The organism is Tepidisphaeraceae bacterium (genome assembly GCA_035998445.1).
Lineage (GTDB): Bacteria > Planctomycetota > Phycisphaerae > Tepidisphaerales > Tepidisphaeraceae > DASYHQ01.
On the sequence record DASYHQ010000008.1, the window covers coordinates 87,329 to 100,857 of the forward strand.

Genomic DNA, 13,529 nt, shown 5'->3' on the forward strand with positions numbered 1-13,529 from the left:
GGAAAGTCGTGGTCTCTCGTCTCTCGCCGCGACAATCGTGCCGCGGCTTCTTTAGGGTTTCATTAAGACGAGTCGATTGTTGGTAAATTAGTGGCCCGCCCGGCCTTAACATGCACCGGACTCATCCGTAAGACGTTGACTGATCCGCACATACGAAAGGCCCGCGTGGGCACGGGCCTTTCGTCCTCACCCGCCAGGTGACGCCATCGCTGGCGACACCCTGGCTTGATTGCCGGACCTACTTCTTCGGGTGACGCTTGGCGTACTCGGCCTGCAGTTCGTCTTCCACGTAGAACTTGTTGGCCTCGAAGATCACAGTTTCGCGGTTCGGGCCCATGCCGACCTTGGTGATCGTGGTCGGGGGGTGCATGCCCTTGCGCACGTCGGCAGCGACCTTGTCGCTCGACACGACGTAGATGCGCCCCTCGTGCGTCACTTCGTGGTACCCCACCGCTGGCGCGCCAACCTTGGCCGTCTGACGCTTATTGCGTTCGACGGCGGCCTTACCGTCGTACGAGCCCAGGCCCTCGCAACCACCGGCGATCGTCGCCAGCATCAGTCCACCGAGCACCAACAGTTCACGCTTCATTCGAAAGCTCCTCAAAAGTTGTCCGTGTCGTTCTTTGGTGCGAGGGACGATAGTGGCGATTGTTAAGCATCGTGTCAGTTCAATGTGAGGATCAAAATAAGGCTGACTCGACGGTGGCCGGGTCGATTGGGCGGGTCGCGGTGCGTTTGCCACGCCCCAGTGGCGCGTGTACGATCCGGCCCGTTATTTTCCGCCCGTTCACGACGGGTGGGCCGATGAGCTGCCCCGGAGTGTCGTAGCCATGCGTTTGACCGAAATCCTGAAACCGTCCAACATTAAGATCCCACTGGCGGGATCGACCAAGATCGAGGCGATCACCGAACTGGTGAACACGCTGGCCGACAACAAGGAGATCACCGACGCGCGAAAGGTGCTGGAAGCCGTCCTGGAGCGCGAGTCGACCCGCACCACCGGCATCGGTAATGGCTTGGCGATCCCCCACGGTAAGACCCCCGGCACCCCCGACCTGCGCATGGCGATCGGTCGCCCGGCGACGCCGATCGACTTTCAGTCCATCGACGGCAAGCCCGTGAACCTGATCTGGCTACTGACCAGCCCCCCGGAAAAGACCGGCCCCCACATTCAGGCGCTCGCCCGCATCAGCCGCCTGATGACCATCGACAAATTCCGCCACGCACTGGCCGGCGCGAAGACGCCGGAAGAGGTGTTCCAGGTGATCGTGCAACAGGAAGCATCGTTGTAGCGCACAACGCACCATCGCGCGATATAGCCACGGGCTTGCCCGTGGCCTTCACTTTCGACATTGAACAAACGGAACACAACCACGGGCTTGCCCGTGGCTATTTAATTGAGCTGAAGTTCCCCCTCACCCCATTGCACCAACGACGTCCTTGGTCTCGCGAACGGTATCCATCCCCACCTCTTCGTAGTGGGTGATCTTGCCGTCCTTATCGATCACGACGGTGCCGCGCTTGGTGCAGTTGAACGGTTCATCACCTGACCACATGCCGTAGGCCTTGGCCATCTTGCGCGTGGGGTCGGCCAGCAGGTCGACGGGCAGGTTGTACTGCTTGCGGAACGCCGCGTGACTGAACGGCGAGTCGCACGACACCCCGAAGACGACCGTGTCGCTGCCCGTGGTCATCCGGCTAACGTCCGGCCCGAACCCGCAGAACTCGGCGGTGCAGACGGGCGAGAAGTCCATCGGATAAAACAGTAAAATCACCCGTTTCCCGCGCAAATTAGAGAGTTTTACCTTCTTCAGGTCCTGATCGAACAACTCGAAATCCGGCGCGATGCCCCCGACGTTCAACGTGTCTGCCATATCTGAAGTTCCCGTCAACTCCACCGGACTGGCCGCTTCAGCGGCCAGTGTTTCACCGGTTCGGTCCCATCCTAGGCGACCCCAGCCGTACGAATCCAACGCTCCCTTTTACCCTCCCGATTCCCCGATACACTACCCCCATGAAGTTCGGCCGAATCAAACGACAGCACGGCCGGGTGGGTGGGTTGGACGAACTGCTGGATTACATCATCAAGAACTGCCCCCACGTCAGCCGGATCGTCCCCGGCCGCATCAAGGTCCGCCGCGGCAAGACGCCACCGAACTTCAAGATTCAATACCCCACCGAGGCGGGCCTGAAGTGCCTGTACACCGGAACGGGAACGGTACAGGAAGTGTTCCTGATCTGCAGCGATGCACCGCTTACCGTGAGGTGGCTGGTCGCAGAAGAGATGGTGGACGCATCCAGCTTGCCACCCCCGCCTGACGAGGAGGGTCGGCACTCCCCATGAGCGATATCGAACGTGCAAGCTCATTTCTCAGCGCCGGCCGGCTCGTCGCGTTTCCGACGGAGACGGTTTACGGCCTCGGCGCCGACGCGACCAACGCCGACGCCGTGCGGCGGATCTTTACGGCCAAGGGACGGCCGGCGACGAACCCGTTGATTGCGCACGTCGCGGACGTGGACGTCGCGCGCCGTTACGCCGCCGTATGGCCGGACGCGGCGCAGCGGTTGGCAGAGGCGCTGTGGCCGGGGCCGTTGTCGATCGTGGTGCCGAAGTCGGCGGTGATCGTTGCGGAAGTATCCGCCGGGCGCGCAACGGTGGGGTTGCGCGTGCCGAACCATCCGCTAGCGATTGAACTGCTGCGCGCGTTCGACGGGCCGATCGCGGCGCCGAGCGCCAACCGGTCCAACCGCATCAGCCCCACCACCGCGGCCCACGTGCGGGATGAACTGGGTGAATCCGTCGACCTGATCCTCGATGGTGGGCCGTGCGCCGTGGGGATCGAGTCGACCGTGATCGACCTGTCGACCGATGCGCCGACGATCCTGCGGCCGGGTGGCGTGTCGCGCGAGACCATCGAACGCATCATCGGTCCCGTTGCGCTGTTCAGCGGCGCCGTCGCGCACGACGTGGCCGCGGTCAGTCCGGGGCAGCAGTCGGTCCATTACGCCCCCACCACGCCCGCCTACCGGTTTGACACATCGCAACGTGGAATGATCAATCCCGCCGACGTGGGCCTGATGGTGGCCGGGCATGGTGAGGACACGAAGCGCTGGGGGCCGATCGTCGCGATGTCGAAGCATCCGGAGTTGTACGCGCAGGACTTCTACGCGGTGCTGCGCGAGCTCGACGCGATGCAATTGAACGCGATCTTCATCGAACTGCCACCCGATGTGCCGGCATGGCACGCGGTGCGCGACCGCATCACGCGCGCGACGCGCACGCTGGGGGCATGGGGGGCATTGCTGGCGCATTTGTAACGCTGCGATTATCGGACATGGCCAAAACTCCGATTGGTGATTTGCCCGGTTCCGAAGCGAATCGTAAGTCTCCGCAGGTCAATCACACACGGGAGCCAGACGATGATCTTCGGAACAAGCCAGTATTGGGTAAGCGATTCGATGCAGTGGAAGCTCAACGAAGAGCGCGCGATGCAGTCCAAGTGGGATCAGATCGCCGCCGTCGTGGGTGACGACGCGACGCCGGCCACGCTGTTCAACGTCTGCGTGCCGTCGCTGCAGCAGAGCCTCGACGCGGAAGAGGGTCACTAGCCACGAACGCTTGATCGCGCGGTCCGGTCCCCTCTCCCGGTACTCCGGGGGAGGGTTAGGGAGGGGGCTCTGACGGATCACACGCCAAAGGGAATAGGTCATCCCGAGGGGAGCGGCAGCGACGCGAGGGATGACATGTTTAGACCATAGCGCGTGATCCATTTGGCACTGCCTGGGGGGGGGCGACCTGCATCACGATCGAAGGAAGGCCCCCACCCCTGCCCTCCCCCGGAGTACCGGGAGAGGGGGCCGCACCCGGCGACACGCGGACACTACGCTTTAATCCACCTTCTGAAACTTCGAGTAAAACGGGTATTGCCGCTTCGCTTCGCTCGGCCGGCGTTTCCAGCGTTTGTAGGTCCAGAGCCACAGCTCGGGATGCTCGCGGACGAGCTGTTCGACGAAGCGGGTGATGTCGTCGGTGACGCGCTGCTGGTCGGCGGCACTGTCACCGGTGCTGGCGACGGGCATCTCGTCGTAATACTTCAGGTCGACCGTGCCGTCCGCCTTAGGCCAACCAATGCCGAACACGATCGCCGCCTTCGTGCGTAGCGCCAGTTCGGCGACGGCGACGCTGTTGAAGACTGGCACGCCGAAGAAGTCGTTCCACACGCCGCCCCGGTTGCGCCGGCCGTTCACGTCGACCAGCATCGCGGTCGATCCGCCCCGCATCACCTGGCGGAACAGCTTCAGCACGGCGAACTGCGGCGGCACGATCTTGTGACCCGACAGGCTGCGCAGATCGAAGATCTTCCGCCCCACCGCGGGATTGCGTGATGGGTCGGCGACGATCACCAACTCGAAGCCCGCAAACCCGGTCCGCAGCGACGCGTACTCCCAATTTCCCAGATGCGGTGTGCAGAACAGAATGCCCCTCCCCGCAGCCGTGATCTCACGCACCCGACGCTCGCTATCGGCATCTAGCCGCACGTAACGGTCGATGTTCTCCTTCGTCAAATTTGGCGCCCAGAACAGGCTCACGATCGCGCGGCAGAGGTTGCGAAACGTCGCTCTGGCGATCCGCCGTTTTTCCGCGCGTGTCTTCGCATCGCCAAACGCCAGATCGAGGTTGGCCATCGCCACCCGGCGGTCCTGCCGCAGCAGGTGATAGGTGAGAAACGCCAACCCGTCGGCCAATGCGATCATCGCGCGGAACGGCAGCACCCGAATCGCCCACGCCAGCGCCGCCAGGATCGCCCCTTCCACCTTGTAGCGCAGCCGCTTCAACGCCGACGGTGCGTGACGGTCGATTGGCGGTGTTGCAGACGAGGGCTGAACTGCGGGTTCCGACATGCTGGCCGGCACTATAGACGCGCCCGCGAGGCGGGTAAACCAACCTTGGCTACGCCCGGTGGGCGTGCAATCAGATTGCACCTGTAGTGGCGACGCCTGCGTCGCGGTGCGGCGCAGCCGCAAACACGTACGATGGGCGGCTCGCCCATGTACTCTTTCTTTCAAAGCAAAAGGCACGGGCGGGCCGCCCCTGGCAGGGGCAACTTCGACGCTGCGCGTCGACCGCGACGCAGGCGTCGCCACTACAACAGATGCCAGATAGGTCCTCGCGCCGCGGCAATAGCATTGGTGCCACCTCCCTCCTAGAATCCCCTGCCAATGTCGCTCGTACCGCCGCCAACCGACCCTGTCATTAAAACGCTTGCCTACGGCTTAGCACCCGGCGACGTCAGTGAGACCGTCGACGTGCATTCGGAAGAAATGCTCGTCAACATGGGCCCGCAGCACCCTTCTACGCATGGCGTGCTGCGCATCGTCCTGCGCACCGATGGCGAGGTCGTGCTGGAGGCGACACCCCACCTGGGATACCTGCATCGCTGTAAGGAGAAGATCGGTGAGAACCTGCCGTACGTGCAGTACATCGGTTACACCGACCGCCTGGACTACCTGTCGGCCATGAATAACAACATGGCTTGGTCGATGGCGGTCGAAAAGCTCGCCGACATCGAGGTACCCCAGCGGGCCCAGTACATTCGCGTGCTGGCGGCGGAGTTGAATCGCATCGCGTCGCACCTCGTCAGCTTCGGCACCTACGGCCTGGACATGGGCGCCTTCACGCCCTTCCTCTACGCGTTCCGTGATCGCGAGTACATCCTCGATTTGTTCGAACAACTTTGCGGCGCACGGCTGACCTTGTCGTACATCAACCTCGGTGGCGTCACCTGGGATCTGCCGCCGTTGTTCCTCGAAAAGCTCGGCGAGTTCCTGGACTACTTCGAGCCGAAGATCGATGAGTACAACGACTTGCTGTCGTTCAACCACATCTTCATCAAGCGTACCGCCAACATCGGTGTGACCAGCAAAGACCAGTGCATTCGCTACGCCCTCAGCGGCCCGATGATCCGCGGCAGTGGGATTCCGCTCGACCTGCGCCGCGATCGGCCGTACAGCGTGTACGACCAGTTGGACTTCGACGTCATCGTCGGTCAAGGCCTGCGCGGCACGCTGGGCGACTGCTGGGACCGGTACTGGGTGAAGATGCAGGAAATGAAGCAGTGCGTGCGCATCCTGCGGCAATGCATCGAGCAAATGCCGGAGGGTAAGTTCCGCGCCAAGCTGCCGCGCAACATGAAGGTGCCGCCGGGTGAAGTGTACGTGGAGGCCGAAAACCCGCGCGGCCACCTTGGGTTCTTCATCGAAAGCCAGGGGGGCCCCATTCCCTATCGCGTGAAGGTGCGCGGCCCGAGCTTCGTGAATCTCGCGATCACGGGTGAGCTTTGCCGGAGCGTTCTACTGGCCGACGTGCCCGCGATCATCGGCAGTATCGACATCGTCATGGGTGAGGTGGACCGGTAGGATGAGCACCATATACCGACGCCAACCTACGCGCCGGTTGATGGTGACGTGTTCAAGGTATTGATGCCATGGAACCTTGTCCCCTCAAGAATCACGCGATCATCGCCGGCTATGGCGTGCCGGGCCGCGCGGCCGCGGAGGCGTACAAGAACGCGGGGACGGCGTACTGCGTGATCGAGTTGAACCCGGCGACCGTCGACCGCTGTGGGCACACCGGTACGCCGATCATCGAGGGAGACGTGACCGATGAGGCTACGCTGCGGCAGGCCGGCGCGGAAAGCGCCGACGTGCTGCTGTTGCTGGTCCCAAACGAAAAGGCCGTGCTCGCCGCCATTCCGATCGCGCGCCGGTTGAACCCCAACCTGAAGATCGTCGCCCGCTGCAACTACACGTCCAGTGGGCTCGAAGCGCAGCGCCGGGGCGCCAACGAGACGATCGTGGCAGAGCAAACCGTGGCGTTAGAAGTGCTCCGTTTGCTTGAGGCGCACGTCGTCTGATTAGCCGCGAAAAACTGCGGTGCTTCAGACGAACTTGCGCTCTGGAAGGTCATTTTTCCCGATCTGGCGCTTATGCTTAAGTTTGCTTTTGCTCATCACGATAGAGGGGGAGGTAGTTCAAGGAGAAACCTCGTTTCGCTATGAAGCAAGCATCAATGAGCAGACCCACACCCTACAAACTCGTCGCCCTCGATCAGGACCTGACCACGTTGCGCACCATCGCCGAGGCGGCGGCGCCTTACTTCGATGTTGTTCGCGTGCGCGATGCCGCCCGCGCCATCACGATGTGTGATGAAGATGCGGCCGTCCGCGTGATCGTCGCCGAGTCGACGATCTACCCACCGACGGGCACCTGCGTGCTGGACGTGGTGCGCCTGCGCCGCCCGAGCGTTCGACGGGTGATGCTGACGACGTACGAAGACCTATCGATGATCGTGAACGGCCTGCACACCGGCGCCATCCAGCACCTGGCCCAGAAGCCGATCCAGATCGCCGAGCTCGTCGGGATCATCAGCCGCTTCGCCGAGCCCGCGGTGTTGTCGGGCGTCACCGATCCGCTTCCGTCGCACGCCGCGTAGCGCATCGGGCACCCCGGCGGCCAACCGTTGCGCCAAAGCTGGATCATCAAACGTGAGCGCCCCCCCGGTTGCGGTGCCCCTAAGCGTGCCGTTGCGTTATAACGTGGTAAGGCACTGATGCCCTTGCCAGGAGCGCAACCGCATGACCGACGACTTCGAGAAGCTGGGTGAGTTTTACCTTGGCCGCGAGTACGACCCGCACGCCAAGAAACGCCTCGATGACCTGGTGCTGTACGACAGCAAGGACCTCGTCACCCACGCCGTCTGCGTCGGCATGACCGGCAGCGGCAAGACAGGCCTGTGCATCGGCCTGCTTGAAGAGGCCGCGATCGACAAGATCCCCGCGATCGTCATCGACCCCAAGGGCGACCTCTCGAACCTGCTGCTGACGTTCCCCAACCTTGAAGCGGCCGAGTTCCGCCCGTGGATCAACGAGGACGACGCGGCCAAGAAGGGCCTATCTCCCGACGAGTACGCGGCCCAGCAGGCCACCTTCTGGAAGGAAGGGCTCGCGGGGTGGGGTCAGGACGGCGCGCGCATCCAGAAGCTCCGCGACGCCGCCGACTTCGTCATCTACACGCCCGGCAGCAGCGCGGGTCGGCCGATCAGCATCCTGAAGTCGCTTGGCGCGCCGGACGCTGCGATTCTGGAAGACCACGATTTGCTGCAGGAGCGCATCAGCACGACCGTCACCAGCCTGCTGGGGTTGCTGGGGGTCGACGCCGACCCGATCCAGTCGCGCGAGCACATCCTGCTGTCGACGATCTTCAACGCCGCGTGGAAGGACGGGAACGAGCTGTCGCTTAAGGACCTGTTCGACCAGATAAAGACCCCTCCCTTCCAACAGGTTGGCGTGAGCACGCTCGACGAGTTCTTATCTGAAAAGGAACGCGGCGCGCTGGCGATGAAGCTGAACAACCTGCTGGCGGCCCCGGGGTTTGCCAGTTGGCTGTCGGGCGACGCGCTGGACGTCGACAAGCTGCTGCACGCGCCGTCTGGCAAGCCGAAGGTGTCGATCTTCTCGATCTCGCACCTGTCCGACGCCGAGCGGATGTTCTTCGTCTCGCTGTTGCTGAACCAGGTGATCGGCTGGATGCGCGGCCAGAGCGGCACGACCAGCTTGCGCGCGATCGTCTACATGGACGAGATCTTCGGCTACTTCCCCCCGGTCGCCAACCCGCCGAGCAAGGGCCCGCTGTTGACGCTGATGAAGCAGGCCCGCGCGTTTGGCGTGGGCACGGTGCTGGCGACGCAAAACCCGGTCGACATCGACTACAAGGGCCTGGCCAACGCCGGCACGTGGTTCATCGGCCGGCTGCAGACCGAGCGCGACAAGCTGCGCGTGCTCGACGGCCTGGCCGGCGCCAGCGCCGAGGCGGGCGTGGGCTTCGACCGCGAGAAGATGAGCGATCTGCTGTCGTCGCTGAGCAAGCGCGTCTTCCTGATGAACAACGTCCACGATACCGGCCCGACCGTCTTCGAGACGCGCTGGACCATGAGCTACCTGCGCGGCCCGCTCACGCGAAATCAGCTGAAGCAGTTGAAGGACACCACCGACGTCCCCAGCACTTCCGAGCCCTCTGAGGCCGACGGCATCGCCACCTCAGTGGCAAGGTCCGCTGTCAGAGCAAACCGGGCCCCCGTCATCAATCGAATTGATGACGAGGATGACGAGCGCCCGCAGAGCGGCGCGACGCGTCCCATCCTGTCTCCCCGAATCTCGCAAGCGTTCCTGCCCGTCAGCACCGAATGGCGTGCCGACAGCACGCTAACCTACCGACCGATTCTGCTCGCGGGCGCGTCGGTCTACTATCCCGATACCAAGACCGGTGCCGCAACGACGTTGCAGCACGTGTACCACGGCATTCGCCAGAAGACCGCCGACGTCGCGTGGGAACAGGCCGCGTGGTTCGCAGGGTCGCTGGCCGACCTCGAACCCGAACCGGAAGCCGACGCCACCTTCACGGCCGTGCCCGATTACGCGACCGATCCGAAGAGTTACACGCTGTGGGCCAAGCAACTGACCGACGTGATCTTCCGAACGGGGCACGTCGACCTCTTCAAGAGCCCCCGGCTGGACATGACGAGCAAGCTCGGCGAGTCGGAGCGCGATTTCCGCGTGCGCATCGACGTCGCCGCTCGCGAGGCGCGCGACGCCGCCACGGACAAGCTGCGTCAGAAGTACGCCCCGAAGCTGGCCGCCATGCAGGAGCGCCTTCGCCGTGCTCAGCAGGCCGTGGACCGCGAGAAGGCCCAGGCCCGCACGAGCGGCTTCCAGACCGCAGTCTCGCTCGGCGCGACGATCCTCGGCGCGTTCCTCGGTAAGAAGAAGGTCAGCGTCGGCACCGTCGGCAAGGCCACCACCACCGCGCGGGGTGTCGGCCGTTCGCAGAAGGAATACTCTGACGTGGGCCGGGCCGAGGAGACGGTGGAAGCCGTGATGGCCCAGCAGGCCGAGTTGGATGCTCAGTTCCAAGCGGAACTGCAGGAGATGGAATCGTCCTTCGACCCCGCCACCGAACCACTGGAGACCGTGCAGGTGCGGCCGAAGAAGTCGAACATCAAGATTGAGGCGGTGACCCTCGCTTGGACCCCGTATTGGCGCGCTGCGGATGGCACAACGGATTCGGCTTGGGAGTAGCGCATTGATCCCCGGCGATTGCACAACGCCCTGACAAGTCCATTTGTCATCCCGAAGGGAGCCTAAGGTGACCTGAGGGATCTCGTACGGCCGCGTGACTTTCGTACCATCGAGATCCCTCAGGTCGGCAAGCCTCCCATCGGGATGGCATTTGCAAGTCCACCGGCGTTTCTGGATCGGGGCCTACGTCACCCCCGTCATCTCCCGGATCAGCCGAACTTCCTCCTCCGAATACGCCTTCCCGTTCCGCCGGAAAATGTCGTGGAACCACAGCGGTGGCTCGGGTGGGTACGGCGTCTGCCAACTGTCCCATGGCATGTACGTCTGGCTCTTGCCAGCCACGAAACCCCAGTTGTACGCGCCGATCTTCTCGTCCCGGAAGTACGGTAAGATCTCCTCGAACCGCGACCCCTCGCCCCGCGCCATGTACTCGGTGCAGAACATCGGTCGGCCGTAGCGCTTCAGCTGTTCCACCGTGGCCCGCGTGGCGGGCAGGTCGGCGTAGCGGTGGAAGCTGATGACGTCCGACCCCTCCAGTTGCACGCGCTCCCACGAGCGCAGCCGGTCATCGCCGCTGTAGTCGCCGACCCACACGCCGCTGGTGATCGGCTGCGTCGGCTTGCCCGCCCGCGCCCAGGCAAACGTCTTGGCCAATAGCGGCGCAACGAGCGGCCCTTTGTCGGCAATATCGCGCACGCCACGGCTGTTGTGGTTGTTGTTGTCCGGCTCGTTCCAGACGTCCCAGACCAGAATGCGGTCGTCGTTGCGGAAGTGTTCGACGACGCCGGTCACGTATTCTTCCAACTCGTCGAACAGCGTCGCGTCGCGCAGAATCTTCACGCCGGGGCTTTGCACCCAGAACGGGTTGTGCACGCCCGGCTCGGGCGACGCCTGCTTGCCGTAGTACGGGAACGGGTACCAGCAGGAGTCGAAGAAGACGATCATCGGGCGGATCTTGCGGCGCTTGCAAAGCTTCAGCACCGTATCGATGTTCCTCAGGAACGCCGTCTTCTCGTGCCGCCAGAGCAAATCGTGCAGGAAGATGCGCATCGTGTTCATGCCCAGGTTCTGGGCCCACGACAGCTCGAGGTCGATGCGTTCCTTGTCGAACGACTTGTCCTGCCACATCTCCAGCTGGTTGATGGCCGTGGCCGGCATAAAGTTGGCCCCGACGGGCCAAGGCTCCTTCGCGTACCAGTCGTTGGCCTTCTTCTTCGACCATCGGCCCTTGGATGCGAGCGCTACGTGTTCGTCGACGTTCATGGCGGTACTCCTAATCCATTGGAGACGCTCTGGTCCCCCACCAACGTTGGCATGGGAGGGGGACCAGAGATGAGCGTTCTCATTTACCAGACCGGGCGCCAGTTGCGGTAGGCCTATTCCACGTGATCGTACACCTGCACGCGGCTCCAGTTCGGCTTGTTGCGCGCGATGAAGTCCAGGTGCAGCGGGTGGGTCTGGTAGACGTCGTGCGCCGCCGAGTCGTCCAGGACGACCGTGACGCCGACGGCGTACGAGTTATCCACGACATCTCGCGGCGTGCCCGCCGGCGTGCCGGCGAAGCAGAACTTCACCCCCGGAATCTCACCGAGCAGCTCGACGCAATCACCCTTCAACTGCGCGACCGCCGAGGCCGGCGTGCCATCCTTAACCCAAAAGAAAACCGTATGAATAAACATGCCCGCCACTTTCGCCGGATCGACCACGGCCTGCAAGGCCACTGATGAAGCCCTTCCAAGAGAACGCGAAGGCGCGATGACGCCAAGGAAGAGGTCTCGCCACCCTCTTCTGTAGGACAGGCATTCCTGCCTGTCTCTCCCTCCGTATTCGGCAAACAAGAAGAATTTGAACCACAGAGGCCACAGAGCACACAGAGATAGACACAGACACAGAGAGCGGAGTACCTCTCACTGGGACGTAGTCATTTGTTTGGCATTGGGCGTGGGATTCTAATTTCGAGAATTCGGGGGGAGAGGAAGAGAGACAGGCAGGAATGCCTGTCCTACAGAATATCCGCCTCCCCCCATCGCGTCTTCGCGTTCTCCCCCTTCCTCATCTAATCCAAATCCCGCCCGGGGATAATCCCCCGACCTTGTCATCCCATACGCGTTCTGCAATACTGCGGCGTTCCCCACCAATCGGGACCGTAAGGAACGAAAACGACATGAAGGAAGCAGACGCACTCGACAATCCCACCATCGAACAGTCGCAGGAGACCGCCGAGGCTCCCGTTCATTTGGGCCGGGCGGACATCGACGAGGTACACAAGCTCGCGGCGCGGCTGATTGAGAAGCTCGAAGAGGTGCCCGAGGGGGACATGGTCGGTGAGATCGTCGCCAACGGCCTGAAGCTGCTGCGCGACCAGACCAACCGCGGCGACATCAAGCTGATCAACAAGTCGCTGAAGGAACTGCGCTACGCGTTGAAGGTCTTCGCCCCCTATCGCGACGTGCGCAAGATCAGCATCTTTGGCAGCGCCCGCACGGCTGAAGACCAAGGTGATTACATCGCCGCCGCCGACTTTGCCAAGCGCATGGTCGAGCATGGCTGGATGGTCACCACCGGAGCCGGCGGCGGCATCATGGCGGCCGGGCACGGTGGCGCGGGTGCCGACCCCAGCTTTGGCCTCGCCATTCGCCTGCCGTTCGAACAGGCGACTAACCCGTTCATCGCTGGTGACAAGAAGCTGATCAACTTCAAGTACTTCTTCACGCGCAAGCTGATGTTCGTGCGCTCGAGCCATGCCGTTGCGATCTTCCCCGGTGGCTTCGGCACGATGGACGAGGGCTTCGAAGTGCTGACGCTCGTGCAGACCGGCAAGAGCGTGCCGACGCCCATCATCTTCGTCGACAAGCCCGGCGGGCAGTTCTGGGATGCCTGGCAGGACTACGTGAAGAATCACCTGCTCGCCCGCCGACTCATCAGCGAGCATGATCTGGCGCTCTACAAGATCACCGAGAATATCGATGAGGCCGTCGAGGAAGTGCGCCACTTCTACAGCAACTACCACAGCGTGCGCTACAGCCGCGACGACCTCGTCATCCGCCTGCACCGCAAGCCGACCGAGGCGCAGTTGGCCGAGATCACGGAGAAGTTCAGCGACATCAAGGTGAAGGGCGACTTCCGCCTTAGCGGCCCGCTGCCGGTGGAACGCGACGAACCGAAACTGGCCGACCTGCACCGCCTGGTCTTCACCTTCAATCGCCGCGATCACGGGAAGCTGCGCATGCTGATCAACTTCCTGAACGATCTGCCGGAATAGGCGGCTGGTCCTCTTCACGTAGCATGGGCGTCTCGCCCATGCCCGCTGTAAGGCCGGAAGATCTATTTGTCGACGTACCGCTCGGTCGGCGCTGTCAGCCACTAATCGCGACTCTCGTTTCAGTCGACAAGCAT

At 63.0% G+C, this 13,529-nt stretch carries 14 protein-coding genes; 9 read left to right on the plus strand and 5 right to left on the minus strand.

What is annotated here, in order from left to right:
* Positions 1-238: 238 nt before the first annotated feature.
* On the minus strand, positions 239-589 hold the full coding sequence (locus VGN72_02040; GenBank protein ID HEV7298115.1) for a hypothetical protein: 351 nt from the start codon (positions 587-589) through the stop codon (positions 239-241).
* A 241-nt stretch (positions 590-830) separates the two neighbouring features.
* Between VGN72_02040 and VGN72_02045 the strand changes: the two genes are divergently transcribed.
* Complete coding sequence (locus VGN72_02045; GenBank protein ID HEV7298116.1) at positions 831-1,292, plus strand: PTS sugar transporter subunit IIA; 462 nt, start codon at positions 831-833, stop codon at positions 1,290-1,292.
* 123 nt (positions 1,293-1,415) lie between these two features.
* On the opposite strand, the gene VGN72_02050 is transcribed toward VGN72_02045, so the two are convergent.
* On the minus strand, positions 1,416-1,874 hold the full coding sequence (locus VGN72_02050) for a redoxin domain-containing protein (protein HEV7298117.1): 459 nt from the start codon (positions 1,872-1,874) through the stop codon (positions 1,416-1,418).
* A 140-nt stretch (positions 1,875-2,014) separates the two neighbouring features.
* On the opposite strand from VGN72_02050, the gene VGN72_02055 reads away from it, so the two are divergent.
* The 3 genes from VGN72_02055 (at position 2,015) to VGN72_02065 (ending at position 3,609) form a co-directional block, all read left to right on the plus strand.
* Positions 2,015-2,344, plus strand: coding sequence for a DUF2103 domain-containing protein (locus VGN72_02055; protein ID HEV7298118.1), 330 nt, complete (start codon positions 2,015-2,017; stop codon positions 2,342-2,344).
* Positions 2,341-3,318, plus strand: coding sequence for an L-threonylcarbamoyladenylate synthase (locus tag VGN72_02060; GenBank protein ID HEV7298119.1), 978 nt, complete (start codon positions 2,341-2,343; stop codon positions 3,316-3,318). The genes VGN72_02055 and VGN72_02060 overlap by 4 nt, the downstream gene beginning before the upstream one ends.
* A gap of 102 nt (positions 3,319-3,420) precedes the next feature.
* Positions 3,421-3,609, plus strand: coding sequence for a hypothetical protein (locus tag VGN72_02065; GenBank protein ID HEV7298120.1), 189 nt, complete (start codon positions 3,421-3,423; stop codon positions 3,607-3,609).
* 279 nt (positions 3,610-3,888) lie between these two features.
* Here VGN72_02065 and VGN72_02070 read toward each other — a convergent pair whose 3' ends face one another.
* On the minus strand, positions 3,889-4,902 hold the full coding sequence (locus tag VGN72_02070) for a hypothetical protein (protein HEV7298121.1): 1,014 nt from the start codon (positions 4,900-4,902) through the stop codon (positions 3,889-3,891).
* Positions 4,903-5,220: 318 nt separating this feature from the next.
* Between VGN72_02070 and VGN72_02075 the strand changes: the two genes are divergently transcribed.
* From VGN72_02075 to VGN72_02090, 4 genes are all read left to right on the plus strand, one after another.
* Positions 5,221-6,417 carry an NADH-quinone oxidoreductase subunit D gene (locus tag VGN72_02075; GenBank protein ID HEV7298122.1) on the plus strand — a complete coding sequence of 399 codons (1,197 nt, stop codon included), beginning with the start codon at positions 5,221-5,223 and terminating at the stop codon, positions 6,415-6,417.
* Positions 6,418-6,485: 68 nt separating this feature from the next.
* Positions 6,486-6,914 (plus strand): NAD-binding protein, encoded by a 429-nt coding sequence (locus VGN72_02080; GenBank protein ID HEV7298123.1) that lies wholly within the window; start codon positions 6,486-6,488, stop codon positions 6,912-6,914.
* Between the two features lie 155 nt (positions 6,915-7,069).
* Positions 7,070-7,492, plus strand: a complete 423-nt coding sequence (locus VGN72_02085; protein ID HEV7298124.1) for a hypothetical protein — start codon at positions 7,070-7,072, stop codon at positions 7,490-7,492.
* A 142-nt stretch (positions 7,493-7,634) separates the two neighbouring features.
* Positions 7,635-10,133 carry a DUF87 domain-containing protein gene (locus VGN72_02090; protein ID HEV7298125.1) on the plus strand — a complete coding sequence of 833 codons (2,499 nt, stop codon included), beginning with the start codon at positions 7,635-7,637 and terminating at the stop codon, positions 10,131-10,133.
* A gap of 183 nt (positions 10,134-10,316) precedes the next feature.
* Here the strand turns inward: VGN72_02090 and VGN72_02095 are convergent, their stop codons facing one another.
* Both VGN72_02095 and VGN72_02100 read right to left on the minus strand, forming a co-directional pair.
* Entirely contained in the window at positions 10,317-11,396 is a 1,080-nt protein-coding gene (locus tag VGN72_02095; GenBank protein HEV7298126.1) for a cellulase family glycosylhydrolase, read from the minus strand.
* Positions 11,397-11,509: 113 nt separating this feature from the next.
* Positions 11,510-11,854 carry a Dabb family protein gene (locus VGN72_02100; GenBank protein HEV7298127.1) on the minus strand — a complete coding sequence of 115 codons (345 nt, stop codon included), beginning with the start codon at positions 11,852-11,854 and terminating at the stop codon, positions 11,510-11,512.
* A 443-nt stretch (positions 11,855-12,297) separates the two neighbouring features.
* Here VGN72_02100 and VGN72_02105 point away from each other — a divergent pair, with 443 nt between their 5' ends.
* Positions 12,298-13,395 (plus strand): LOG family protein, encoded by a 1,098-nt coding sequence (locus VGN72_02105; GenBank protein HEV7298128.1) that lies wholly within the window; start codon positions 12,298-12,300, stop codon positions 13,393-13,395.
* Positions 13,396-13,529: the final 134 nt, after the last annotated feature.

Excerpts from the sequence above, each read along its gene's own strand:
- VGN72_02050 (HEV7298117.1), bottom strand. The coding sequence starts at position 1,874 with ATGGCAGACACGTTGAACGTCGGGGGCATCGCGCCGGATTTCGAGTTG.
- VGN72_02105 (HEV7298128.1), top strand. The coding sequence starts at position 12,298 with ATGAAGGAAGCAGACGCACTCGACAATCCCACCATCGAACAGTCGCAG.
- VGN72_02045 (HEV7298116.1), top strand. The coding sequence starts at position 831 with ATGCGTTTGACCGAAATCCTGAAACCGTCCAACATTAAGATCCCACTG.
- VGN72_02080 (HEV7298123.1), top strand. The coding sequence starts at position 6,486 with ATGGAACCTTGTCCCCTCAAGAATCACGCGATCATCGCCGGCTATGGC.
- VGN72_02075 (HEV7298122.1), top strand. The coding sequence starts at position 5,221 with ATGTCGCTCGTACCGCCGCCAACCGACCCTGTCATTAAAACGCTTGCC.
- VGN72_02040 (HEV7298115.1), bottom strand. The coding sequence starts at position 589 with ATGAAGCGTGAACTGTTGGTGCTCGGTGGACTGATGCTGGCGACGATC.
- VGN72_02055 (HEV7298118.1), top strand. The coding sequence starts at position 2,015 with ATGAAGTTCGGCCGAATCAAACGACAGCACGGCCGGGTGGGTGGGTTG.
- VGN72_02070 (HEV7298121.1), bottom strand. The coding sequence starts at position 4,902 with ATGTCGGAACCCGCAGTTCAGCCCTCGTCTGCAACACCGCCAATCGAC.
- VGN72_02060 (HEV7298119.1), top strand. The coding sequence starts at position 2,341 with ATGAGCGATATCGAACGTGCAAGCTCATTTCTCAGCGCCGGCCGGCTC.
- VGN72_02085 (HEV7298124.1), top strand. The coding sequence starts at position 7,070 with ATGAGCAGACCCACACCCTACAAACTCGTCGCCCTCGATCAGGACCTG.
- VGN72_02095 (HEV7298126.1), bottom strand. The coding sequence starts at position 11,396 with ATGAACGTCGACGAACACGTAGCGCTCGCATCCAAGGGCCGATGGTCG.
- VGN72_02065 (HEV7298120.1), top strand. The coding sequence starts at position 3,421 with ATGATCTTCGGAACAAGCCAGTATTGGGTAAGCGATTCGATGCAGTGG.
- VGN72_02090 (HEV7298125.1), top strand. The coding sequence starts at position 7,635 with ATGACCGACGACTTCGAGAAGCTGGGTGAGTTTTACCTTGGCCGCGAG.